Genomic DNA, 25,213 nt, shown 5'->3' on the forward strand with positions numbered 1-25,213 from the left:
AATTATTTCCGGCTGTATTTGTTGTTCCCAAAATTAAACAGCAACGAAAAACGCAACGTTTTTTCCAACGGGTTTTGTTGTGATACGGTGGGAATCAAATAAGAAAAATCCAAACCAAACACATTGTAACGCAGCCCTACACCTAAGGTTACGTACTGACGATCTCCTTTGTGTTTATTTTCATAAAAATAACCGGCACGAACAGCAAATAAATCATTATACCAATATTCGGCACCGAAAGAAAAATAAAATTCCTGCAGTTCTTCTTTAAAACCATCAGGAGCATCGTACCACGATTGCACCATTCCTTTGATGACTCCAACATTCGGATCTTTTCCTTCAGCAATTTTATACGTACCATCCGGATTCAACACCGGATTTCCCAATGAATCGGTAGCATAAACCGGCGGTGTAGGTACGAGCAATTTATTGATATCTATGCTAAATGACACTTTATTATACCGGTCCAGATCTAATGTTAACCGCGATCCGAAACGGAGGTTGGTAGGAATAAAATCTTTTTGAATATTGGTTTTACTATAAGAAATCTTACTTCCAATATTGGAAATGAAAACACCCCAGGCAAACTGAGCGTTGTAATTACTGAACCAGTTCACATCTTTTTGCCAGTAGAGACCGATATCAACGGCCACAGAAGTTCCGGCCGAGCTTTCGGTACCTTGTGGTGAAAATCCGGCTGTCAGATTAGAATATATAAAACGGCCGTCTACCGAAAGAGCGAGGTAATCAGAAAGTTTTCGCGCATAGGCCATAGAGATGGCAAACTCATTGGGTTTATAAGTACCCAGCGGATATCCCATTTCATCGGTAAACTGAATTTCGCCCAATGAGAAATAGCGTAAACTGGCAGCCAGCGTTTGCCGGTCATCGAGCCGGTGGTAATAAGTCAAATAAGCCAGATTAATATCATTAACCAGATTTCTTAACCACGGAGTATACGAGATGGAAAAACCGGATTCATCTTCAATAAAAGCATATTTTGCCGAATTCCAATGCATGGAGCTTGCATCAGGCGAAGTAGCCACTCCGCCATCACCCATGCCCCCGGCTCTTCCGTCCGGGCCAATGGTCAGAAACGGAACCGCTGTAGTAATTACCCGGTCGCCACTGGCCTGACCACTCACATTATTGTATGTTTGTGCTTTACCGCTTACAACGAAAAAAATGAAAGCTGCGAGGAAAAGAAATCTTGTTTTCATAAAAAGTGTTATCTAAAAAATGGTGTGCAAATCTAACGAAAATCAAATTGTTTTATTATAAACGTAACTTTTTTTCATAAGTTATTGTTATCGAATAAATACCAATTTATTCCGCAAAAACCGGGTTTCCCCGGATTCATTGGTAATCTGTACCTGGTAAACATAAATTCCCCGGCCGATTTTTGCACCAAAATCATTGGTACAATCCCAGTGAATCCGTCCGGAGCTAAATCCTGACGGAATAAATTCGGTATGGATAGTTTTTACTTTTCTTCCATCGAGTTTAAAAATATCAATGGTTACCGTTAATGGCTCTCCAGCCTGATTATGATCAAAAACAAAATCGGTGGCATCAGTAACCGGATTAGGAATATTGATCAGGTTTTCCACGACCAAACGCGAAGAAGATTCGACCACAAACGACAATTCCGCTGTGGAAGAATTATTATACAAGTCCCATGCTTTCAGCTGAATTGTATGTTCGCCATCCGAAAGTCCTTTCAACTGATAACGAATGGTTCCATGTGTAAAATCTCCGGGATCTGCCACGTAGTAAGCATTCAAGTTATAACTTTCACGGGTATTTCCATCGAGCGTTGCCACAATATCGTGGCCAATACTATTCCCGGTGGTATTAATCCCGCTTTTATCGCTCAACCGGGCAAAAAGTACCGGATCAGCATGGGTAATGCCTCCCGGAGCAAAAGTAGTATCATTCATAAAAAGCTGTATAACCGGTCCTGTTGTATCTGATGGTGCCTGGTCGTCATATCCACCCACTACAACATTTTCATCATATCCATGGCCATCGTTTTCTCCATCGTCAAAATAGTAACTAATCCGGCCTTTTCCATACTTGTAAGCAATATCTTTTGGCACAACAAACGAAAAATCAAAGTTTCCGTTTTGGATGGCTGCCTGTCCTTTAAACAAAATACTGTTCCATTCGTAAAATGTTGTCACCCGGCTGTCCGGGTCAGTACCCAACGTAGAAATGGCTGATTTTTTATCGTAAACCGTAGAAAAAATAGTCCCGTTAAACCGGTCCAGTTTTTGTCCGTTTTCATCCACTACTTCTCCCTGAATCGATACTTTCGCCAAGGCTTTCAGGGTATCCGGAACGCCTTCGACCACTGCTTTGGCATTGATAAATGTGGTCTTGGCCCGGTTTTCAGGATAAGCCAGCTGCAGGGCCGGATCACCAATCAAAATAAATTTTTTATCGTTATTTCCACCCAACACTTTGGAATGCATAATCACATCACCAAAACAAGGATAATGTCCATCTGTTTTTTCAAATAAATTGTTTTGATAAATGGCCATATTCAAGGCCAGGTTGGCGCTGGCGTAAGTAGCCCTGGTAGTGGTAAACAAAGCCACTGCCCCACCTTCCGGATTCAGGAAAACATCTTCTCCGGCCGAAACCAATTCCGGGTTATCATACCGGGTAAATTCGCAGGTAGCCGTAATAAAAACAGTTAATTTATCTTTATTCGTCCATGAATTAATATCAGATATGGTCATAAACCGTTCGTGCCCCAAGCCCACTTCACCACCATGACCAGAATAATTAAAGATCAGTGTACCAGCATCAATAGCAGAGTTAATGGCATCATTCAATGCCGGAGCTCTTTGTCCGCTCGGCGTAGAAATTTGCGGAAAAGCATCCAGATAAAGCTTACTGATTCCATACACCGGATAATTTTCATTCAGGTATTTGGTCAGCGTTTCGGCATCATTCAGATGACGGTTATAATCTCCGTCGTCAGCCACAAAAGTCAGCCGGTTCCGCCAGGGACCCAGCGTTTCCGGCGTATTTGAATGGTAACGAATGGTTTTATCTACGGCTTCTTTTGCTTCTTCCGGCGTATCGACCGGAAACCGGCCAATACCAATATCTACCCGGTCATCAAGGCTGTTTCCTTCTCCATCATCCAGATAACCGAAATAATCATCTGACGCAATGGAATTAATGGTATTCAGCGATTCCACACTTTCCCAACAAGGAACAAAATTGGTATTTCCGGGAACCCGGTTTTTATAATCAAAAGAGGCATCACCAAAAAGAAGCAAATACCGTAATTCACTTCCCGGAGAACTATTGTCGTAAATGTGCTTCACAAAATCACGAATAGCCGTAACATCCTGTGCCCCGGAAGAAAATTCGTTGTAGATTTTTTGTGGAGTAGTCACAAAAACTTTCATTCCATCTTTTTCCCGGTGAAAATCGGCCAGTCGCTGGGCCTGTTCCAAAAAATCAGGATAAGCAACTATTAATAAATCAATATCTTTTACTGCATGCAAATTTTGGTTTTCCACTTTTTCCACAAACTCGGGCTTGTAAAAATCGGTTCCGTCAAAAGCAACAAACGTTTTCACCGGTGCTTCATGGGCCAAAAAAGTAAAACCATCCATTGTTTGTTTTATTTCTGCTTTTTTGGCTGAAAGCGGATCCGTTACATCCCATACTTCCACTTTGCCGGAAGTTTTTAAATGATATTCTGCCACATTCCCAGAGGAAAAGGTATTTCTAAAAGTCATTTGTCCGCCATCAAAAACAAGTTGCCGGCGAACATTCAGCTCTATGTAATCAAGATATCCCACTGAAGAAGATGAACTTCTTTGAAAAACCGTTTTCACCGAAACATCATCTCCTGCAGGGCTAAATGTAAACTGTGTACTGCCTGCTTTTCCCAAATCGTACCCACTGGTTCCGGTCAATGGCATATCCAGTGTTTTTTGTAATTGATCATTGGTATAGATTAAAAACCGGTTTGACGAATAGGCTTTGGAAGCAAAAACCGCTTTACAAAATGCCGGAGCATTTTGATCGACATGTGGGAAATGGAAATCAAAAGTATAAGAAGTTGACAGATCATACACCTCGCCATACCAGGTACGTCCTGTATTACCCAGATTCCGTTCATCTTTTTCATGACAAGCCACATCAGTAAAAGTATTGATTTCCGTATCAGGATTTCCGGAAATCGTATCCTGTTCAATCCGCAACCCGGGTTGCTGCTGTACGGTCAAAAAATAGTAAGCATAATCGTCATAAGGATTATTTTGGTGATAAAAAGTACCGCTAGAAGACTGGTATTTCCAGCTTACCGGGCCTTTGCCATAAAAAAGAATATAATCGCCAGGACCAAAAACACCATCTTTGCCATCTACTACTTCAATAGGATTTTCCGTCAAATCTGCCGGACGCGGATCATTATTTTTTTCAGGCAAAACGCCTCCTCCATTTCCATAAAGCGCAAAATAGGCCGGATTTTTACTCACAGGAAAGCCCATGCTTTTCAGCTCATCGTAAGTCAGTTTATAAATTCCACTTTTATCAATCCGGATTTTAAACCAATCCCCTTCGGCCAGTACCGAATGGGTTACCTCCGACATTTTCAATGCTGTTTGCTTTAACGGCAAATCCGTTACCGTAATTTTCACGGCAAAGACAAGTAATTTCTCATATCGTTTGGCATGCACATTCCAACGAACCGGCGTAAGCTGTATTTCAGCGTAAGGCTGTTTGCGTGCTGTCACCAGGAATGCCTGAACCCGAAAAGCTGTATCTGAAAAGTTTTTTTCTGCCAGCCACACTGCCGCGTTACTGTCTGCCGGAGCTACTGAAACCGGAATGAGTTTTGCCTGAATACGAACATTCCCGGAATGTATCGGAAGTAATTTTTTATACACAGGGAGCGATTCGAGACCAGAAAAAAAAGCATTTTGGAAAGATAAACGGCGAAACACATTACCCTGTTCCGTACGAAACCGCTGCATCCCCTGCCACTGAATGGAGTCGCGAACAGAATAGTCCACCGCACGGCTTACCATGGGAAACAGGAAAAACGTCAGAAGAAAAACCGTAATAAATCTGAAGCGCATAAAAATGATTTCGAAGGCAAATATATTGAAATAGGTAATTGTTTTTTACCAACGAAAAAAAAGAGTTTTTATTTTCTTTTCAGGGCTCCTTTTGGGAAACACATAACGACATATAAACCACCATTTAAGGCCCCATAAAACAGTCTCCTTTTTTGATCGCAGGTCAAACTTAGCTCTAACCGTGCAGATTTAAAATTTAGTTTTAAATCTGCACGGTAATTGTTCCGTTTTTCCAAAAAACCATCCAAATCATTTCCTTTTATAAACAAAACAGAGAACAATAATTTTTTTAGAAAAATTACCTTTTCCGGGTTAATTATTTACATTTGCACCTTTATGGGAAAAGAAATTTCCGGCATAAAACAATAAAAATCGGAGGAAATAGTTATACATCAAGAAAAATTAATGGCAACAAAAATGCTAAAGCTGAATAAAATTTTTGTTATTTTTCTTTCACTCAGCAGCTTCATGATTTTTGGCACATCATGCAGCAACAAAGGAGGAGGGAAAAATGTTTCGCGTACTACCGGATGGGCATACAACGATCCGAAAAACGGCGGTTTTGAAGTGGCTCCGGCCAAAGAACAAAAAACAGGTCCGGGACTCGTTTTTATTGAAGGAGGTACTTTCACTATGGGAGCCACACAGGAAACTCCTTTTTACGAGTGGGACAACCGCCCCCATCAGGAAACGGTGAATAGTTTTTACATGGACGAAACGGAAGTTAGCAACTTAGACTATCTGGAATATATTTACTGGTTACAGCGGGTTTACGGAGCCGATTATCCTACAGTGGTAAAAAAAGCCCTTCCCGACACCACGGTTTGGCTCAACAAAATGACCTACAACGAACCCCTGGTGGAAAATTATTTCCGCCACCCGGCTTATCATGATTATCCTGTAGTAGGAGTCAGCTGGTTACAAGCCAATGATTATGCTGCATGGCGTACCGACCGCGTTAACGAACAACTGCTTATCAATGCCGGATACCTGGACTATGACCCAGACCAAAAAGATGACAACAGTTTTAATACAGAAGCTTATCTTTCAGGACAATATCAAGGACTGGTAAAAGAAGGCAAGAAAGATTTAAATCCGAACGGAACCGGAGTACGAAAAGTCGGTTACGGAGACGGAATCTTACTACCACACTACCGCTTACCCACCGAAGCCGAATGGGAATATGCCGCACTGGGATTGGTAGGAAACACGGTAAACAACCGTATTGTGGAAAGGAAAACCTATCCCTGGAACGGAGAAAGTTTGCGTTCAACAAATAAAAGACATTTCGGCAGCTTTATGGCTAACTTCAAAATTGCCAAAGGCGATTATATGGGGGTAGCCGGCGATCTGAATGATGCAGCCAGTATTCCGGCACCGGTTTTCTCTTACTGGCCTAATGATTTTGGCTTGTACAACATGGCCGGAAACGTGAGCGAATGGGTTCTCGACCGTTATTCACCCACTGCTTTCAGTGAAGTTTCCGATTTTGATCCGTATTTCGGTGATAATTTTAAAGTCATCAAAAGAGATGCTGACGGTCAGGTAGCCCAAAAAGACAGTTTAGGCCGCATTCCGATGGTACCATTGAGCAAAAGCAAAATGGCCCAGTTAGAAAGCAACGGACCGCCGCCGGATAACTTTAACATGAGCGAAACCAAACGCAAAGGATTTGCAGAATATGGTGTTACATCGCTGATAAACAGCAAATCAAGAGTAATCAAAGGAGGCTCGTGGAAAGATCCGCCGTATTACCTGAGTCCGGGTGTTCGCCGGTACATGGATGAAGATAAATCATCGGCTACAGTAGGTTTCCGCTGCGCCATGAGCCGTGTAGGAAGTCCGGAAGCATCAAAAAAAGCAAGAAGAAAGTAATTTAATTACATTTTAAAGTATTTTTAAGGGCTGTTTCATTTTTCCGGAACAGTCCTTTTTTTATGTATAGAAAATGAACACGAAAACCTTATATCAGCTTTTTCAGAAAACGGGCAAAGTATGTACCGATACCCGTCAAATGGAAGACGGATGTTTGTTTTTTGCCCTTTCAGGAGAAAATTTTAATGGAAACCGTTTTGCCCCACAAGCACTGGAAAAAGGCGCCGTTGCCGTGATTGTTGATGACCCGGAAGTTGTTCCGCCGGACAATGATCCGAGATACATTCTGGTTGAAAACAGTTTACAGGCTTTACAAGAACTGGCCCAATACCATCGCTGTCAGTTTACCCTTCCTGTTTTGGCAATTACCGGAACCAACGGGAAAACCACGACCAAAGAACTTTGTGCAGCCGTTCTTGCTTCTGAAAAAAATATTTGCGCCACGCAGGGGAATTTCAACAACCATATTGGCGTTCCGCTTACCCTTTTAAACATCAACAAACAAACGGAAGTTGCCATTGTGGAAATGGGAGCCAACCATCCGGGAGAAATCGCGGCATTGTGCCAAATGGCCCAGCCTACCCACGGGCTGATCACCAACATAGGGAAAGCCCATCTTGAAGGTTTTGGTGATTTTGACGGAGTAATCAAAACCAAAAACGAATTATACCAATGGATAAAATCTAAAGACGGACTCGTTTTTGTTCACCGGAACAATCCGCTGCTCATGGAGCTTTCCGGACAAATCCGGCGCATTACCTACGGAACCCCGCCAGCCGATGTAGCCGGAATTTTAAAGCAAAATCAAACATCCATTGTTGTGGAATGGGAAAAATATGGCGAAATAAAAACCCGTCTTTACGGCAGCTATAATTTTGCCAATGTGATGGCAGCAATAGCCGTAGGCAATTACTTTGGGGTCAAAAACAACAACATCCGGCAGGCTATTGAAAAATACGAACCCAAAAACAACCGGTCACAATGGGTTTTTTCTTCTCACAATCAGATCATCCTGGATGCATACAATGCCAATCCGGAAAGTATGGCACTGGCCATTGACGACTTCGTCGGACATCATTTTCCCCATCCTTTATTGATTCTGGGTGATATGTTTGAACTGGGAAAAGCTGAAGAAGCCGAACATCTGAAAATTGTTGAAAAACTGAAGAATACAGGAATAGACGATATCATTTTAACGGGAAAAGCATTTTACAAAGCCGGAGCCGGAACCCCCTGGAAAAGGTTTAAAACTACCGAAGAAGCCATCCGGTTTCTTCAGTCTCATCCGGTGAAAAACAGGCATATTTTAGTAAAAGGCTCACGGGGAATGGCATTGGAAAGTTTAATACAATATTTGTGATCATGAAAAAAATAACGGCACTGGGGATCATGTCGGGAAGTTCGCTGGATGGCCTGGACCTGGCATTTTGTGAATTCTGGCAGGAAAAACAAAAATGGAAATACCGCATCGCGGCTGCCGACACCATTGGGTATGACGAAGAATGGAAAATGGTATTACAGGAGAGTTTCTCTGCCCGGGGAGTTCGACTTATTGAAAACCATATTGCTTATGGAAAATTCCTGGGAGAGAAAGCTGCCGCTTTTTTGCAGAAAAACGGATTAAAACCGGAACTCATTGCTTCACACGGCCATACCATCTTTCACCAGCCGGAAAAAGGGTTTAGTTTTCAGCTGGGCGACGGACAGGCTTTGGCAACAGCTTCAGGATTGACTACCGTGAGCGATTTCCGGAACAAGGACATCCAATATGGCGGCCAGGGAGCTCCGCTGGTGCCTGTTGGCGATGAATTGCTTTTTGGCGAATATGACTATTGTATCAATTTCGGGGGCATTGCCAATATCTCTTTCCGGGAGAAAGAAAAACGGGTGGCATTTGATGTTTGTCCGGCTAACCAGCTACTCAATTACCTGAGCCGGCAAACCGGAAAAGCGTATGATAAAAACGGGGAAACCGCGGCCCTTGGAAAACTGGACAAATCCCTTTTCGATGCTTTGAATCAGGTTGATTTTTACCGGCAACCTTATCCTAAATCGTTGAGCAATGAACAGGTAAAAGCCCTTTTTATCCCGCTGCTTGATGCATCAGAGGCAACGGTGGAAGACAAACTTTACACCGTGGTGAAACACATTGCTTTTCAAATTGCACAAGCGGTAAAACAGGCACCCGGCAAAAGCATGCTTCTTACCGGTGGCGGTGCACGCAACGGATTTCTGGTAGAAGCCATCCGGCAGGAATGTCCGGATAAATCGGTTGATGTACCGGATGAGATTACCGTTGATTTTAAAGAAGCGCTAATCTTTGCTTTTATGGGAGTCCTGCGCTATCAGGGCAAAATAAACTGCTTGGCTACAGCTACGGGAGCCACAAAAGACACTTCTGCCGGAGTGATCTATGAACCCTGAAACAGATTGTAAAACAATAAAAAAAGGTCATCAGCAGTTGCTGATGACCTTTTTTATTTTCTAATGATTAAATTCTAGTGATGGAAAATCAATTCGTTTTGCAACCAATAAGCTGCAATACCGGCAAAATAACCAATCAAAGCAATCCAGGCTATTTTTTTCATGTACCAGATAAAATCGATTTTTTCGAGAGCCATAGCAGCTACTCCGGCAGCAGAACCAATGATCAGGATACTTCCACCGGTACCGGCAGCATAAGCCAACAGTTCCCAGAAAGCGCCATTCACCATAAAATGGTGCATAAAAGCAGGTTCAGCTGAAGCAGCCACCATCGCATGGGTCATAATCGGATACATTCCCATGGCAGCAGCAGTAAGCGGCACATTATCTACAATAGACGACAGCAATCCGATAGATCCGTTGATGGCATAAATATTATGCATGTGTTTGTCAAAATATTCTGCCATTAACTGTAAATGACCAGCGGATTCCAGTGCAGCAACGGCCGACAAAATACCAAGATAAAACAGAATCGTAGGAATATCCACTCTTTTTAAGATACCGACCACAGTAAACCGCCGGCGGTCTTCTTCGGTACCTTTTTTATGAATAAATTCGGTGGCTACCCAGATAACACCTAAACTGAACAACATTCCCATGTAGGGAGGCAAATCGGTTAATTCTTTAAAAATAGGAACAAAAATTAATCCGCCAATACCCAAAACCAGCATCAGAATTCTTTCGCGTTGCGGGGTATTAAAGCTGTCACTTTTATCTTCTGCCGGTTTTTCCACATGCCCGCGCATGTAAATAGAAACCACAGCCAGCGGAATAACCAGGCTGATAACACTGGGAACAAATACCATCGCAATGATATCCAGTGCTGTAATTTGTCCGCCAATCCACAGCATAATGGTCGTCACATCGCCAATGGGCGAGAAAGCACCCCCGGCATTGGCAGCAATCACAATGATACTGGCAAAAAACCAACGGCTTTTCTTATCGTCAATCAGTTTCCGCAACAAAGCAATCATTACAATCGTCGTGGTCATGTTGTCCAATACAGCTGACAAAAAGAAAGCGATAGTAGCTACTGTCCACAACAATTTTACTTTATTGGTGGTTTTAATACGGTCGGTAATCACCCGGAAACCTTCGTGTTGGTCTACGGTTTCCACAATGGTCATGGCACCCAGCAAGAAAAAGAGAATTTGTGCCAAATCACCAAGATGTTGTACCACTTCGTGATCGGTAATGAAATATTTCATCTGGGCTAACAGAGTAGCACCTTCGTATTTGTGTTTAAAGTTCGCCAGATCGGAGCTTTTCAGAAACTCTTTCCAGGCCGGACTAAATCCTAGGTTAAGGACATCGGGGAGTCCGTAAATATAAACTACCCAGATAATCACACCTAACAAAAGTGCCGAGGCCGCCTTATCCACTTTTATGGGGCCTTCCAGTGCTATGGCCAGGTAGCCCAGCACAAAAACAATCAACATCAGTATAAAAGCTGTCATCGTCTTAAGTTTTAAAATTTAGGTGCAAAAGTATTTATTTGAAATTTTATAACCAGTTGATTTTGGTCTTAAAATTTCTAAAACAATCTATTTTATACCGGTTACAGATAAAATGTGATACAGCGCACAAAAAAACCCGCTCGACTTTTCAGACGGCGGGTTTTTATTTTTAAACCGGTTTTCCCGGTGATTTTATCATTACATGTGGAATAAAATTAAATCCTGTAACCAGTAAATGAAGATACCACCAAAGTATCCGATCAAAGCCAACCAGCTGATCTTTTTCATATACCAGATAAAATCGATTTTTTCGAGAGCCATGGCAGCTACTCCGGCAGCAGAACCAATGATCAGGATACTTCCACCGGTACCGGCAGCATAAGCCAACAGTTCCCAGAAAGCACCATCCTGAACAAAATGATGCAGATACGGATGTCCTTCGACCATTGCATGGGTCAGAACAGGATACATTCCCATAGCTCCGGCAGTAAGCGGTACATTGTCTACAATGGATGATAACAAACCAATGGCGGCATTGATTCCGTAAATGTTATGAACGTTTTTGTCCAACCAGTGGCTGGCCAATGCCAAATGTCCGGCCGACTCGAGTGCAGCCACTGCCGACAGAATACCGAGGAAGAAGAAGATCGTCGGGATATCCACTTTTTTCAGAACACCTACCACAGAAAGTTTACGACGGTCTTCTGCCGATTTATTTTTATGAATTAATTCGGTCGTAATCCAGATAATACTCAGACCAAACAACATGCCCATGTAAGGAGGCAAATGGGTCAGGGTTTTCAGAATAGGAACGAATACCAAAGCACCGATTCCCATAATCAGCAACAGTTTTCTTTCACCGGGAGTGGTAAATGCTGCCGTCTCGGTTTCATCCAGTTTGGGTCTTTTAATGGTTCCCCGCATATAAATTGAAACAATGGCCAGCGGGAAAAGCATATTGAAAACACTTGGAACAAATACCATGGCAATAATGTTGGCTGCTGTTACCTGTCCGCCAATCCACAGCATAATGGTGGTTACGTCGCCGATCGGTGAAAAAGCGCCACCTGCATTGGCTGCAATAACTACCATACTGGCAAAGAACCAACGGGTTTTCTTGTCGTCCACCAATTTGTTCAAAAGGGTAACAATAACAATGGTTGTGGTCAGGTTATCCAGCACTGCCGACATGAAAAAGGTGAGGACACTCAGGATCCACAAAAGTTTTACCTTGCTTGTGGTGGTAATTTTGTCGGTAATCAGTTTAAATCCCTGGTGTTGGTCTACAGTTTCCACAATGGTCATAGCACCCAACAGGAAGAAAAGGATTTCACTAATATCGCCCAGATGTTCAATAATCTGGTTATCCACAACGAAATAACGCATCTTCTCCAGCATGGTTGCTTCCGGATGCGTTTTTACGAAGTCCTGCATCATTGTACTGTGACTAAAGTGCGCCCAGGCATCGCTGAAACCAAGCGAAAGGATATTGGAAACATCCAACAGGTAAATTCCCCACACCAATACGCCCAGCAAAAGGGCCGAAGCTGCTTTGTCTATCTGCAGCGGGTTTTCTAAAGCTATGGCGGTATATCCGAGGATAAAAATCACCACCATCAAGGTGAAAGTAAACATATTTGATTGATTTTGTTAATAATACGAATGAAAATTAATCGCGGCAAATGTAAGGAAAGAATTCTATTCGACCGGCTTTTAAAATTTGCACAGGAAAAATTTATATGAGGTCTAAATAGCATCAATTTTATGGTTTTCTGAAATAATAAAATCCTCTATTTTCAGTTAAACTAACAGCATGTTGTTTAAAAGAATACCCAACAGTTTTTCAACATCAATGCAGAGCATTTAATTTTACATTTTTTACAAACAACATAAAAAGCAGCATATGATACCAGCGCTTCTTCTTCAACTTCATGAAACCGCACAAGCCCTGACCCCGGAAGCAGCCAAAGGCGAAATTACGCTTCCGATAATCCAACTGGTCATCAAAGGAGGGTGGATTATGGCCATTTTGGGCGTTCTTTCGATTATTGCCGTATATATTTTTATCGAAAGATACCTGGTCATCAGCCGGGCGGCACGCGAAGACAAAAACTTCATGAACAACATTCGTTCATTTATTCTTGCCGGGAAGCTGGATTCGGCCAAAGCATTGTGTCAAACCAACAATTCACCCATTGGAAGAATGATCGAAAAAGGGTTGCTCCGTCTCGGCAAACCGCTCAACGATATTAACGCCGCCATCGAAAATGTGGGAAAGCTGGAAATTTCCAAACTGGAAAAAAATGTAGCCGGACTAGCTACCATTGCCGGCGCAGCTCCCATGCTCGGTTTTTTGGGTACCGTTATCGGGATGATTCGTGCTTTTTATGACATGTCGATGGCAGGGAACAATATTGACATCCAGTTGCTGTCTACCGGAATCTATCAGGCTATGATTACCACGGTAGGCGGTTTGATCGTTGGTATCACGGCTTACATTTTTTACAACGTGCTGGTAGCCCGCATTCAAAAGGTGGTTTACATTTTAGAAATCCGGACATCCGAATTTATGGACTTACTCCACGAACCGGCTAAAAAGTAAACCGTTACTCCAAACAAAAACACCTGAAAATGGCTATAGAAACAAGAAATAAGATCGATTCCAGTTTCAGCATGGCATCCATGTCTGACCTGGTTTTTTTGCTGTTAATCTTCTTTATGCTAACGTCCACCCTGGTGGCTCCCAATGCCATCAAATTATTACTCCCGTCGAGTAACAGCAAAACCATGGCCAAACAAAGTTTGTCGGTTTATATCAACAAGGAACGCCATTTTTTTATTGGAGACAAACCGGTGGCTCCGGCCCAACTTGAAGAAAAACTTTATAACCGGATAAAAACCGACCCCAAGGCCACCATTGTTTTAAGAGCAGACAAATCTGTTCCGGTTCAGGATATCGTTACTGTAATTGACGCCATTAATCAAATTAACCGGCAATACCACACGAAACACAAAATGATTTTGGCAACCCGTCCGAACAAATAACCACTGGGTATGAACTGGGATAAAGACAAAAGTAAAGCACTGGCAGGCACCATTCTATTTCATGCGCTGGTATTGGTTTTACTTGTATTTATGGCTTTACGCACGCCTTTGCCATTACCCGGAGAACAAGGAGTAGAAGTTAACCTGGGAAGCAGCAATGTTGGTCTGGGACAAAAAGCCACCATGGTTCCCAGGAAAAAACAACATCCCAAAACCCTTTCAAAACCGGTTTCAAAGCCGGCAGCTCATCAACCCAAACCGCAAAACACCCCATCGAAAGAGAAAAATCTGACGCAAAATATTGAAAAAGCACCGGCTTTGCCTCCAAAGAAAAACCAGGTAAAGAAGAAAACCAAAAAAACCGCGAAGAAAAAACCACCGAAAAAAACCGTCAGTCCGGCGAAAAAAACGGCACAAAAAACGGACACTTCGAAAAGCAAACCTGTCACCCCGCCAAAGCCGGTAGTCAACCCACGGGCTTTATTCAAAGTGGCACCCGGCACCAACAACCAAAGCCAGGGCATAAAACCCGGTTCCGGCGATATGGGTAAACCCCACGGATTTAAAGAAAGTAACCAATATCAGGGACAAGGTGGTGCCGGTCATGGTATCTCATTCAGTCTTGGAAACCGCGGGGCAAAATTTCTGGATAAACCGGCCGCAAAATTTTCTGAACAAGGAACGGTTGTGGTACGTATAGAAGTAAATCCAAAAGGCGAAGTGGTCAATGCCCGCGTGTACGCCAAGGGAACCACCGTAGTAAGCGAACAACTACGGCGTCTGGCTGTACAATCGGCCAAAAACTCGGTTTTCAGTGCCGACCCGTCAGCTCCGGCCATTCAGGTCGGAACCATTACTTATCATTTTATTTTGAAAAGATAATTGAACATTATTCTTTCCGGCAGCGGACAAATATTTTACTTTTGTCCCATGAATTACGAAGAGACCATTCAATGGCTTTTCAGCCGTTTGCCCATGTACCAACGCGTAGGAAAATCAGCTTACAAAGCCGACCTTTCCGGCACTTTAGCCTTATTAAAAGCTTTGGGAAATCCTCAGGAACATTTTAAAGTCATACACGTGGCCGGCACCAACGGCAAAGGAAGTGTTTCTCATATTATTGCTTCCGTTTTACAGCAAGCCGGTTACAAAACAGGGCTTTATACGTCACCCCATCTGCGCGATTTTCGTGAACGGATCCGGATTAACGGATCGATGATCCCCCGCGAAAGCGTGATGGATTTTGTGGACAAAAACAAAAAAGCTTTCGACCGGATAGAACCCTCTTTTTTTGAAATGACTGTGGGCATGGCTTACGATTATTTTGCTGAAGAAAAGGTGGATTTTGCGGTATTGGAAACCGGTATGGGCGGACGACTTGATTCAACCAATGTCTCAAATCCCGTACTTTCGGTCATTACGCACATTGATTTTGATCACACGCAATTTCTTGGTGATACACTGGAAAAAATTGCCGCTGAAAAAGCCGGAATTATCAAAGAAGGTATTCCTGTGGTTATCGGTCGCCGGCAGGCAGAAACCGTTCCTGTTTTTGAGAAAAAAGCGGCTGAAAAAAACAGCGAACTGATTTTTGCTGAAGATCATGTAGAACTAAAACCCCTTCACACCGCAAAACCGCTCGAAAAACATTACGACATCTGGTTGGATAACCAATTGATTATCGAAGACTTCAACAGTCCGTTACTCGGAAACTATCAGTCGGAAAACATGGCTACAGCCCTGCAAGCCATAGAATTACTAAACCAAAAGAAGATTATTCAAACCGACTACGCCACTATCCGCGACGGATTAGAAAACACAATAAAAAATACTCACCTGGCCGGTCGCTGGCAAATCATCAACAAAAATCCATTGACTATCGTAGATACCGGTCACAATCGCGACGGACTACTGGCCATCCGGCAACAGCTACAGGAAACCGATTACCGGAATCTGCATTTTGTGTTGGGCATGGTTTCTGACAAAAGCCATGACGGTCTGCTTCAGTTGCTTCCGAAAAAGGCCACTTATTATTTCTGCAAAGCCGATATTCCACGCGGACTGGATGCCGAAATACTGAAAGAAAAAGCTTTTAAAACCGGACTCAATGGCAACAGCTATCCTTCTGTCATGCATGCCTACCAGTCAGCAGTAAACAATGCCGGCCCGAACGATCTGGTTTTTGTAGGGGGAAGTACATTTGTAGTAGCCGAAGTCATTTAAACCGTTTTCCCGAAATTCGGGAAAACGGAAATTTTCTCTAATCTCCCTGCACAAAGGGAATGTGCTCAAGAATGTTATAGCGTATAATCGTCAAAATGTACGACTCCACTTCATAAAACTGCGTAGCCACTTTGGCATCGGTAGCTTTCTTTATTTTCTTGTAGTACTTTTTCAACAATTTATCTCTTTTGGTACTCAATGCCAATACCTTTTTCATCCAGGCATCCGCTTGTTCATTGGTCATATGTTGCCATTGACTGACATATTCTTCAAGTAGTTGAATTCTTTCTTTTCCCAAAATTTTCCGCTGGGCTTCGTACTCATTGTACAGTTTAACAAAAGCTTCTTTTTGTGAAGGAGCAGGATGAACAAACGAGAAAACGATCTGGGCTTTTTGTGCCCCCAGAATCGACTGAATCAAATCCAGCTCACTTTGACGAGTTTGTGAAAAGCCAGCCATAGCAAAAAACATAAACAGCGAAGCCAATAATACTTTTTTCATTTCTTTAATTTTTAATGATGAAGATTTCAGGGAAAACGGAAAAATCCCTTTCATGAATATCCTTTCTCTTCCGTTTGGTACAAAGATAAACAATTTCAGGGAGATACAGAAAGCCGTTTTTCCCGGGCTACAGAAGACCACTTGTAAGGTGCTTTTTTCTAATTTTACAGGAAATCCTGTTAAAATTAAAAAACCATTCTGTTATGAAAGGACCTGTTTTTTCTTTCGGTCTTTCTTTTGCTTGTTTCGTGTAGCAAAAAAAGCTTAAATCTGCCGGTCAGCCCGCTCATTCCCGGAAAAGGGAAACGCTTACAAACCTCCTGCACCAAAGTAATCGATGAGGCCACAAGAACACTATTCAAGAATTTTGATTCCGATACCTTACAAGATCTTGTTACTTTTTAACATTCCCGAATCAAAGGCAAAAAATACGCTATAACATTTCCCAGTGATGTTACCCATAACAGACCCGCCGGGGCACAGTTATCCGATTTTATAATCATACCACACACCTTTTAAAGAAAGCAATAAAAGAAAAGAACTTTTTATGATCCGGCATTTCTTTTACTAAGTAATTCCCTGAAATTTCCCCCGTTACCGAACAAGGAATTCATTGATTTTATACCTTTGCCTACGTTTTACTATTTAGAACAAAAAACTTCATTATCATGAGCATTAAACATAATAAGGAAGATATTCTCAATAATCTGGGAATTGAAGCCGTTAATCCGGGTGTATGCACCGGAACCGAGTGGATCGACACCAAAGGCGATGTAACCACTTCTTACTCTCCCATTGACGGAGAAGCCATTGCACAGGTAAAAAATGCCACGCTGGACGATTACGAAATGGTTATCAACAAAGCCGAAGCCGCTTTTAAACAATGGCGTGCTGTTCCGGCTCCCGTTCGTGGCGAATTGGTTCGCCAAATCGGACTGGCATTGCGCGAAAACAAAGAATATCTTGGCGCACTGGTTACCCTCGAAATGGGCAAAATCTACCAGGAAGGTCTTGGCGAAGTACAGGAGATGATCGACATCTGTGATTTTGCCGTAGGACAATCGCGTTTGATCAACGGAACCAATCTGCAATCGGAACGAGTGAACCACCGTCTTTCGGAACAATATCATCCGTTGGGCATCGTCGGGCTGGTTACTTCTTACAATTTCCCTGTAGCTGTCTGGGCATGGAATACAGCATTAGCCATCATCGCCGGTGACGTGGTGGTATGGAAACCTTCTTCCAAAACACCGTTGACCGCTGTGGCTACCCACCGCATCATCAGCAAAGTATTAAAAGACAACAATGTACCTGAAGGCGTCTTTAACCTTGTCATTGCCAAATCGTCGGTTATGGGCGATAATTTCCTGGGCGACAAACGGGTACGTTTACTTTCAGTTACCGGTTCTACCGCTGTAGGAAAACGGGTAGGCGGCATCGTAGGAAAACGTCTGGGCAAAACCATTCTGGAACTGGGTGGAAATAATGCTGTAATTATTGCTCCCAGCGCCGACATCCAAATGGCGGTGATGTCTACCGTATTTGGCACAGTAGGAACTGCCGGACAACGTTGTACCACCACACGCCGGGTAATTATTCATGAAGATGTTTATGATGAAGTACGTGACAAATTTGTAGCCGCTTACAAAAACATCGTTCCCCGCATCGGCAATCCGTTGGACGAAGATTACCTTGTCGGGCCGCTCATCGACAAATTTGCTGTTGAGTTGTTTACCAATGCGGTAAAACAGGTACAAGACGAAGGCGGAAAAATTCTGTTTGGCGGTGAAGTACTCAGTGGTCCGGGTTATGAATCGGGCAACTACGTGGTTCCGTGTATTGCCGAAGCAGAAAATCATTATAAAATTGTACAGGAAGAAACCTTTGCTCCCATTGTTTACTTCATTAAATACAAAGGCGACATTATGAATGCCATTGAAATTCAAAATGATGTACCGCAAGGACTTTCTTCAGCCTGCTTTACACTCGACATGCGCGAAGCAGAAACCTTCCTCTCCTATGCCGGTTCCGACTGCGGAATTGCCAATGTAAACCTCGGCACTTCCGGCGCAGAAATTGGCGGAGCTTTTGGTGGAGAAAAAGATACCGGCGGCGGCCGCGAATCGGGTTCGGATGCCTGGAAAGTATATATGCGCCGGCAAACCAACACCATTAACTTCAGCACAGACTTACCGCTGGCACAAGGAATTAAATTCGATATTTAAACATTATTACAGAGCTGTCTCACTAGGGGCAGCTCTTTTTTTAACCCTAAAAAATTTATTTTATGAAAGTTAAATCACTTATCTTTTTGATGGTAGCAGCTCTGTTATTCGGAACAGAAGCTTTTGCACAAACAGATACCACAGCGAAAAAAGAGCTGAAAGGGTACCATTTTACTGATGACATTGTGGTTCCACACACTTCTGTCAAAAACCAGTATCGTTCGGGAACCTGTTGGAGCTATTCCGGTATTGGCTTTGTAGAAGCCGAACTTTTACGGACTACCGGTAAAAAATACAATCTTTCCGAAATGTTTTGTGTTAACCACATGTATTCTGATAAAGCCATCAAGTACGTACGTTTGCATGGTAAACTGCAATTTGGTTCCGGTGCCGAAACCGAAGATGTTTTGCGTGTAATCAAAAAATACGGCATGGTTCCCGATTCCGTTTACAGCGGTTTGCAATATGGCACCAAACTACCTGTAGAAGGCGAGCTGGATAAAGTATTGCAAAACTTTGTAGATGCTATCGTTGCCAATCCCAACAAAAAGCTTACCCCGGTATGGCACAAAGCTTTTGATGCCATTCTGGCTTCCTATATGGGACCTTTGCCCAAAACTTTCAAATGGCACGGAAAAGAATATACTCCACAGAGTTTCAGGGATATGACTGGATTCAATCCGGATGATATTGTTCCTATTACTTCTTACAAAGACCATCCTTACTATAAACCTTTTCCGTTGGCCATTCCAGACAACTGGTTGTGGGCTTCATCGATGAATGTTCCTTTAAAAGACATGATGGCCATCATCAATTACGCATTAAAACACGGATATACCGTAGCCTGGGGAGCTGATGTAAGCGACCGCGGATTCAACTGGCGCAAAGGTGTAGCCATTATCCCGAACAAACATCCCAAACTCACCGGCAGCGACCAGGCCAAATGGGAAGCACTAAGTCAACATGAAAAAAACAAAGAACTTTATAACTTTGACTCCATTGTTCAGGAAGTACACGTTACCCCTGAAATGCGTCAACAGCATTACAATAATTACCTCGTAACCGATGATCACGGTATGTTGATTGTCGGAATTGCCCACGACCAAAAAGGAGACATTTTTTACAAAGTGAAAAATTCATGGGGAACCGACCAAAAATATCATGGCTATTTTTATGCTTCCAAAGCTTATGTAGAATTACAAACCATCAGCATTGCCGTTAATAAAAATGCCATTCCGAAAGAAATCAGAAAAAAAATGGGACTGAAAAAATAAAGTTCCTGATTCAGGATTAAAAAAGCCGGATATAAATTAATCCGGCTTTTTTTATTCCCCAAAACAATTACCGTTGTACCTGCCGACGAACCGCCTCCAATGCTGTCGGCGTTCCGAAAATATGTAACCGGTCGCCGGTTTGCAGATAAGTTTCGCCATGTGGAATAAACGATGAATAATCGCGGGTAATCATCATCAAAATAGCCCCGCTGTGAAACGGGATTTCTTTCACCTTTTTGGCATTTAAATCGCTCCGCGTAACAATAATTTCTTCCACACTGTAATTTTCAAAAGTTTCCACCAGATCATGATAAGTCGTCGGCCGGAGAATAAGATTTTCAATGGCTGTAGCCAGCACACGATGCAGATCAACCGTATCGATTCCCAACCGGTTTAATTTTTCCACGCAGGGCATTTTACAAGCCCGCATAATAATACGCTCGTGCTGTAGCTCGTTACGCAAAAAACGGACAATTTCGAAATTCTGCTGGTCATTACCGGTTTCCACCACTACATAGTTTTCCGGGGCCAGTTTCAGTTTTTTGTATGTTTCCGGCATCGCCCCATCGGCCTGAATCACCCAAAGGCCCTTGCTTTTTATTTCATCAAAACGGTTTTTATTTTTTTCGACAAGAACAACTTTTTTACCATGAATATTCATCCGCCGGGCCAACAAAACCCCCGTGCTGCTTCCGCCAACGATAATTACTTTTTCCCCTTCGGTAAGGCGAACAGGATTTAACGAATTAAAAATAACCGGTGACAACAGACAGGTAATCACCGCCATCAAAATAAATCCCGCATTAATACCGGGTGTAATTACTCCTAACTGCAGTCCTACTGCCGATGCGGCAATGATCAGGCTCAACCGCGATGACATCAGAAAGCCGGCCGACAACGCCTTTTGAAATCCAAACACCTTTGCCCATAACAACGACGGAACAATCTTGATAAAAAACAAGGTAAAAAGTAACAGGATCAAAAATCCGTAAACCGAATGATCAAATTCTTTCAGGGAAGAAGGATCGAACTGCATCCCCACCATGATAAAAAATATGGGAATAAAGAAGCCGTATCCCATCCCATCGAGTTTTATCATCAAAACCGAACGCTCTTTGTGTAACAACGTGGAAAGGATCAGACCACTCAGAAAAGCACCGAGCAGAACCACTTCCTCGCTGATATATTGCGACATCACCACAAAAATCAAAATCATCAGAATGGTTCCGCGTACCCGGATTTGTGAGGCGGCATGCGAAAGTTGAAAAGCCAGTTTTTTCAATGGAGTCAGGCGTTTCAGGTGGTTTCCCAAACGGTAAAACACAAAAAAGACAAAAAACAATACCAGAATATACAGCAGCTCCCACCGGAAACCATTTTTGATAATAAATGCCGTAAAAGTAAAAAGGAGAATACTCAAAATATCGGCCAGGGCCGCTGCAATGATAATCATCTGGCCAAACCGCGAAGACAGTTCGCCGCGACTTTTCAACACCGGCAATACAATGCCCACAGAAGTGGTTCCCATGATCAGGGCAAAATACCAGGTATGCGGAATTTCTACCAGCTGTGCCAGTACCAACGTAGCCAGATATCCTAAAATAATAGCCAAGATAAAATGAAGCACGCCGGATAACAACGGATTAGAAGTAAAAAGCGAAAGCCGAAACCGCCGTCGTGGAAAAGAAGCACGTATCTGATCCACGTCAATCTCAAGTCCACCGAGAAACATCAGAAACACAAATCCTGACAGCGCCAGAAATTCCAGAATATGAAAACTCTCGGTAAAATGATCCACCAAAATATAATGTCCGAGAAAATAGCCCAATATAATCTCCACAATCACGGCCGGAATCTTATTCAACCGCAATAACGAAAGCAAAATAGGAACCAGCCAGGCTACACCGGCTACCAGCAATAGCGGATAATAATCAAAATGAAAAGAGAGACTAAGTAGCATGAATAGATTTTGTGAAATTTTCCTTCTGTTGTGGGTAAAGATACAAAAAGAAAGATTACCCTACCGGTCTTTAGCCCGTTCGCTGCCTTCCAAAGCAAACATCTTATCACGAAGAGAAGCCAACACGCCAAATGTTGCTTTCTCAAAACCTTTTGTCTCCAGTTCGGTTAATCTGTTTTCCGGGATTTCTTCCGGAAAATATTTTCTCAGAAAACCGGTCAACGGTTTTACATCATTTCCCGATCCCTGATAATGCTGTTTCAAGAACTGCAAAATTCGCAAACCATCCACTTTGTTTTGGCAGGCCTTCACAAAATTTTTCCGGCTTTTAAAATTTTTACGCAAAGGACTCCAAAGCGCTTCTGTTTTAAAAAGCTGTTTTAAAAAAGTATCCATGGGCGTAGCAAGGTCTTTTTCAAACAGCGCCGGAAACAAAGCATACGTTTGTTCTACCTGATCAAACAATTCTGACGGATAAAACGGATAAGAATCCCAGTGTCCTGACCGTCCTTTTATCAAAGCCGGACCGGTACCAAAATTTACCCGATCGGAAAAACGGGCAGAAGGATAAGCCGTAGTGGGAGCCCAATAACCAAGAGGACCGTTTTTCACCAGTTTTTGTAAGAAATAAAAATCTTCCCCGCTTTGCACGGGGGTCAATCCGGACACTTTCCGGTAGGCCCAAACCGGAAAAGCCATAGCAGACCCCAGTGCCGTAAAACGATACGGATTTTTAATCCGAATCATATTCAGCGCATAATAACGCATGTACAACTCGTAACGCAGCAAAAGCCGGTCGTGCCATTCGTCTCCGGTTAACCGGTGATAATAAGGAAGGCTCAGCCCTACGTCACACGGATGATCCTGAAAATAACGGATAATTGCGGACAGATACTCCGGCGGATATTCCGTATCGGCATCCATGCTTACAATAATGTCCGTATCCTTTGCTTTTGCAGCAATTTGGTCCATGGCCATTTTACGGGCAAAGCCCACGCCGCCTTTTCGCGGAGGCCAACCTTTTCCGGGTGATGTCCGGTCGATCACTTCTACCGGGAAAGGAAACTTTTGTTGTAATAAACGAAGGCTCTTTCGGTTGTCTTCGCAAAGTTTTTTCCGTTCCGGATCATTCCAATCGTTGTCATACTGATTTACACAAACCGTAAGTGAAAAATCCTGAAATGTTTGATTCTGAATAGAAGAAAGAAACCGCGGGAGGGAATATGACTCATTCAGCACGGGCAAAGCAATATAAATCCGCGATTGTACCATGAAAATCAAATAAAATTTCTGAAAACGGTCAGGGAAAAATCAAAAAAACAGAAGCATCCCCTCACAAGAAGAGCATACAGATCATCCGGGGTGTTCCACCCATTTTCCGTTTTTCGATTCTCCCAATATTACCACTTCTTTGGTTTTGGAATAATCTTTAATGGCTTTAAGCATCTCTTCGCGGGTATTCCTGACAATTTTAATTCCGTTTTTAGCTCCTTTGTTGCGTACTTCAATATAGAATCCGTCTCTCAGCTTTTTTGGTCTTGTTGGCGGTCTTCCCATTTATTTTAAATTTTCAAAAGTTATTAAAAGAACAGCCGTTCAATAACAGCAAATTTTGTTTCTGAACAAATATACATCTTTTTGTTGAATCTTTTTGAAAAAGAGCGGATTTGTTTCTTAAAAAATTGTAAAAGCCGGCTTTCCGGAATCATTAAAAAAGTGATTTATCAGGCCCCAAAAGACACCGGAACATAAAACATATAACCGCCCTGGTTTTGCAGCCTGCCCAAAACAACAAAAGCCTGCGAACCACAGGCTTTTGTAACTAAATATTGATCTCTTTTTTAGGTTGTGATCCAGACAGCCACCTAAACAGATTAAGAATATCTTTGTAAGGAAAAAATTAATTCTTAATTTTGTTGAGAACCCTTTAAACAGTTAAAAAATGACAAAGCAAATACTAATGTTTTTTCTGCTGATATTTTCTGGCAGGTTATTAGCCCAAGATACGTTAGTAGACATGAGCGGCCACAAAATTCCGGTTTTCATTGTAAAAATGACCGACACACAGATTACTTACACTGTTCCAGGCGATTCTTCCCATACCGAAACCACCTGCGCATTGAAATACCTGAAAGCAGTCATTCGCGATCAGTCAGCTGAAAGAGCAGCTCCTTTCCGCAAAGCGAATACCATTATCATAGAAACCCGTCAAACCGACAGTACCAATTTTCATGATTTTCAGCGGCAATTGCTTAAGAAGGATTATTTTGTAGCAAAGGCAAACCCGCAATTACTTACCCTGGTTACTGCCGAACATGCGTTGAAAAAACATCCCGGATGGTCATATACTTATTTTTTTCGTATTATTTTTCAGGACGGTAAGATCATTATTAAACCGTATATGAAAGGAAATATTTCACTGATTTTAGGTAGCGTAAAAACCGAGAATCAAGCTTTCCGGTGGCATTATGCCAGTGTCCATAGCAACATCCAGTATATGATATGGAAAGACATTATGGATTTAGTAAGCGATTACCCGCATACGGGCGTGATGTATGCACAGCGGTAATCAGAATTTCACCAAATATTCTTACTGTAAATCAATACCGTATTCACTTTTCAACCATCACCAAATTTCATCGTATTAAACATACAATCAGTTCGCCTAGCACTTTGGTAAGATTGCATAGCGGCTAACAAAACAGTTCTTTTTATTTTCTTAAAAACAACAAAAGCCTGCGAACCACAGGCTTTTGTAACTAAATATTGATCTCTTTTTTAGGTTGTGATCCAGGCGGGATTCGAACCCACGACCCGCAGCTTAGAAGGCTGCTGCTCTATCCAACTGAGCTACTGGACCATCTGCATAAAGAAAGTCCGTTTATCATCCCCCACAATTTCCACAATCAAACGAATCTCTCATTTTTCAGGCTGCAAAAATAGAAAATATTTTTGCCCGCCCATCTAAAAAGTATTTTTTGTGAAAATTTTGGTTCGAATACGAACATTTATTCTCATTTTTAAGAACACAAATAAGGCCAAAGAATAAAAGTCAGGATT

Annotated in this window: 18 protein-coding genes and 1 tRNA gene; 10 read left to right on the forward strand and 9 right to left on the reverse strand. The window is 42.5% G+C overall.

From position 1 onward, the window contains the following. Positions 1-2: 2 nt before the first annotated feature. Together porV and porU are read right to left on the reverse strand one after the other, a co-directional pair. Entirely contained in the window at positions 3-1,220 is a 1,218-nt protein-coding gene (gene porV, locus LA303_RS11460) for a type IX secretion system outer membrane channel protein PorV (RefSeq protein WP_240525520.1), read from the reverse strand. 87 nt (positions 1,221-1,307) lie between these two features. Then, complete coding sequence (gene porU, locus LA303_RS11465; protein WP_240525521.1) at positions 1,308-5,108, reverse strand: type IX secretion system sortase PorU; 3,801 nt, start codon at positions 5,106-5,108, stop codon at positions 1,308-1,310. A gap of 405 nt (positions 5,109-5,513) precedes the next feature. On the opposite strand from porU, the gene LA303_RS11470 reads away from it, so the two are divergent. The 3 genes from LA303_RS11470 (at position 5,514) to LA303_RS11480 (ending at position 9,407) form a co-directional block, all read left to right on the forward strand. Further along, positions 5,514-6,983 (forward strand): SUMF1/EgtB/PvdO family nonheme iron enzyme, encoded by a 1,470-nt coding sequence (locus tag LA303_RS11470; protein WP_240525522.1) that lies wholly within the window; start codon positions 5,514-5,516, stop codon positions 6,981-6,983. A 73-nt stretch (positions 6,984-7,056) separates the two neighbouring features. Continuing rightward, on the forward strand, positions 7,057-8,343 hold the full coding sequence (locus LA303_RS11475; RefSeq protein WP_240525523.1) for a UDP-N-acetylmuramoyl-tripeptide--D-alanyl-D-alanine ligase: 1,287 nt from the start codon (positions 7,057-7,059) through the stop codon (positions 8,341-8,343). Between the two features lie 2 nt (positions 8,344-8,345). Then, positions 8,346-9,407 carry an anhydro-N-acetylmuramic acid kinase gene (locus tag LA303_RS11480; protein ID WP_240525524.1) on the forward strand — a complete coding sequence of 354 codons (1,062 nt, stop codon included), beginning with the start codon at positions 8,346-8,348 and terminating at the stop codon, positions 9,405-9,407. Positions 9,408-9,481: 74 nt separating this feature from the next. Here LA303_RS11480 and nhaD (LA303_RS11485) read toward each other — a convergent pair whose 3' ends face one another. Beyond that, positions 9,482-10,924, reverse strand: a complete 1,443-nt coding sequence (gene nhaD / locus LA303_RS11485) for a sodium:proton antiporter NhaD (protein ID WP_240525525.1) — start codon at positions 10,922-10,924, stop codon at positions 9,482-9,484. Positions 10,925-11,122: 198 nt separating this feature from the next. Next, positions 11,123-12,559, reverse strand: coding sequence for a sodium:proton antiporter NhaD (gene nhaD, locus LA303_RS11490; protein ID WP_240525526.1), 1,437 nt, complete (start codon positions 12,557-12,559; stop codon positions 11,123-11,125). Between the two features lie 268 nt (positions 12,560-12,827). Here nhaD (LA303_RS11490) and LA303_RS11495 point away from each other — a divergent pair, with 268 nt between their 5' ends. Genes LA303_RS11495 through LA303_RS11510 form a run of 4 tightly spaced genes read left to right on the forward strand, consistent with a single transcriptional unit; the run spans position 12,828 to position 16,192 of the window. Continuing rightward, positions 12,828-13,526, forward strand: coding sequence for a MotA/TolQ/ExbB proton channel family protein (locus tag LA303_RS11495; RefSeq protein WP_240525527.1), 699 nt, complete (start codon positions 12,828-12,830; stop codon positions 13,524-13,526). A gap of 29 nt (positions 13,527-13,555) precedes the next feature. Beyond that, positions 13,556-13,969, forward strand: coding sequence for an ExbD/TolR family protein (locus LA303_RS11500; RefSeq protein WP_240525528.1), 414 nt, complete (start codon positions 13,556-13,558; stop codon positions 13,967-13,969). A 9-nt stretch (positions 13,970-13,978) separates the two neighbouring features. Next, positions 13,979-14,851 carry an energy transducer TonB family protein gene (locus LA303_RS11505; protein ID WP_240525529.1) on the forward strand — a complete coding sequence of 291 codons (873 nt, stop codon included), beginning with the start codon at positions 13,979-13,981 and terminating at the stop codon, positions 14,849-14,851. Between the two features lie 48 nt (positions 14,852-14,899). After that, positions 14,900-16,192: a bifunctional folylpolyglutamate synthase/dihydrofolate synthase gene (locus tag LA303_RS11510; RefSeq protein ID WP_240525530.1), complete on the forward strand. Its 1,293-nt coding sequence runs from the start codon at positions 14,900-14,902 to the stop codon at positions 16,190-16,192. A gap of 37 nt (positions 16,193-16,229) precedes the next feature. Here LA303_RS11510 and LA303_RS11515 read toward each other — a convergent pair whose 3' ends face one another. Further along, entirely contained in the window at positions 16,230-16,694 is a 465-nt protein-coding gene (locus tag LA303_RS11515) for a hypothetical protein (protein ID WP_240525531.1), read from the reverse strand. Positions 16,695-17,362: 668 nt separating this feature from the next. Here LA303_RS11515 and amaB point away from each other — a divergent pair. Together amaB and LA303_RS11525 are read left to right on the forward strand one after the other, a co-directional pair. Further along, a complete protein-coding gene (amaB, locus tag LA303_RS11520; RefSeq protein WP_240525532.1) occupies positions 17,363-18,919 on the forward strand; it encodes an L-piperidine-6-carboxylate dehydrogenase in 1,557 nt (518 codons plus the stop codon). A gap of 62 nt (positions 18,920-18,981) precedes the next feature. Beyond that, entirely contained in the window at positions 18,982-20,193 is a 1,212-nt protein-coding gene (locus tag LA303_RS11525) for a C1 family peptidase (protein ID WP_240525533.1), read from the forward strand. 67 nt (positions 20,194-20,260) lie between these two features. Here LA303_RS11525 and LA303_RS11530 read toward each other — a convergent pair whose 3' ends face one another. The 3 genes from LA303_RS11530 to LA303_RS11540 all read right to left on the reverse strand — a co-directional run bounded on the left by LA303_RS11530 (position 20,261) and on the right by LA303_RS11540 (position 23,710). Next, the gene (locus LA303_RS11530) at positions 20,261-22,153 is read right to left on the reverse strand and encodes a monovalent cation:proton antiporter family protein (protein ID WP_240525534.1); all 1,893 of its coding nucleotides are present in this window, start codon (positions 22,151-22,153) and stop codon (positions 20,261-20,263) included. Positions 22,154-22,213: 60 nt separating this feature from the next. Next, positions 22,214-23,425, reverse strand: coding sequence for a glycosyltransferase family 2 protein (locus tag LA303_RS11535; RefSeq protein WP_240525535.1), 1,212 nt, complete (start codon positions 23,423-23,425; stop codon positions 22,214-22,216). Between the two features lie 81 nt (positions 23,426-23,506). Then, complete coding sequence (locus LA303_RS11540; RefSeq protein ID WP_240525536.1) at positions 23,507-23,710, reverse strand: hypothetical protein; 204 nt, start codon at positions 23,708-23,710, stop codon at positions 23,507-23,509. 460 nt (positions 23,711-24,170) lie between these two features. On the opposite strand from LA303_RS11540, the gene LA303_RS11545 reads away from it, so the two are divergent. Further along, positions 24,171-24,722 (forward strand): hypothetical protein, encoded by a 552-nt coding sequence (locus LA303_RS11545; RefSeq protein ID WP_240525537.1) that lies wholly within the window; start codon positions 24,171-24,173, stop codon positions 24,720-24,722. Positions 24,723-24,939: 217 nt separating this feature from the next. Here the strand turns inward: LA303_RS11545 and LA303_RS11550 are convergent. Beyond that, positions 24,940-25,013: transfer RNA gene (locus tag LA303_RS11550), tRNA-Arg, on the reverse strand. Positions 25,014-25,213 lie beyond the last annotated feature (200 nt).

This window comes from Candidatus Sulfidibacterium hydrothermale (genome assembly GCF_020149915.1).
In the GTDB taxonomy this organism is placed as follows: domain Bacteria; phylum Bacteroidota; class Bacteroidia; order Bacteroidales; family F082; genus Sulfidibacterium; species Sulfidibacterium hydrothermale.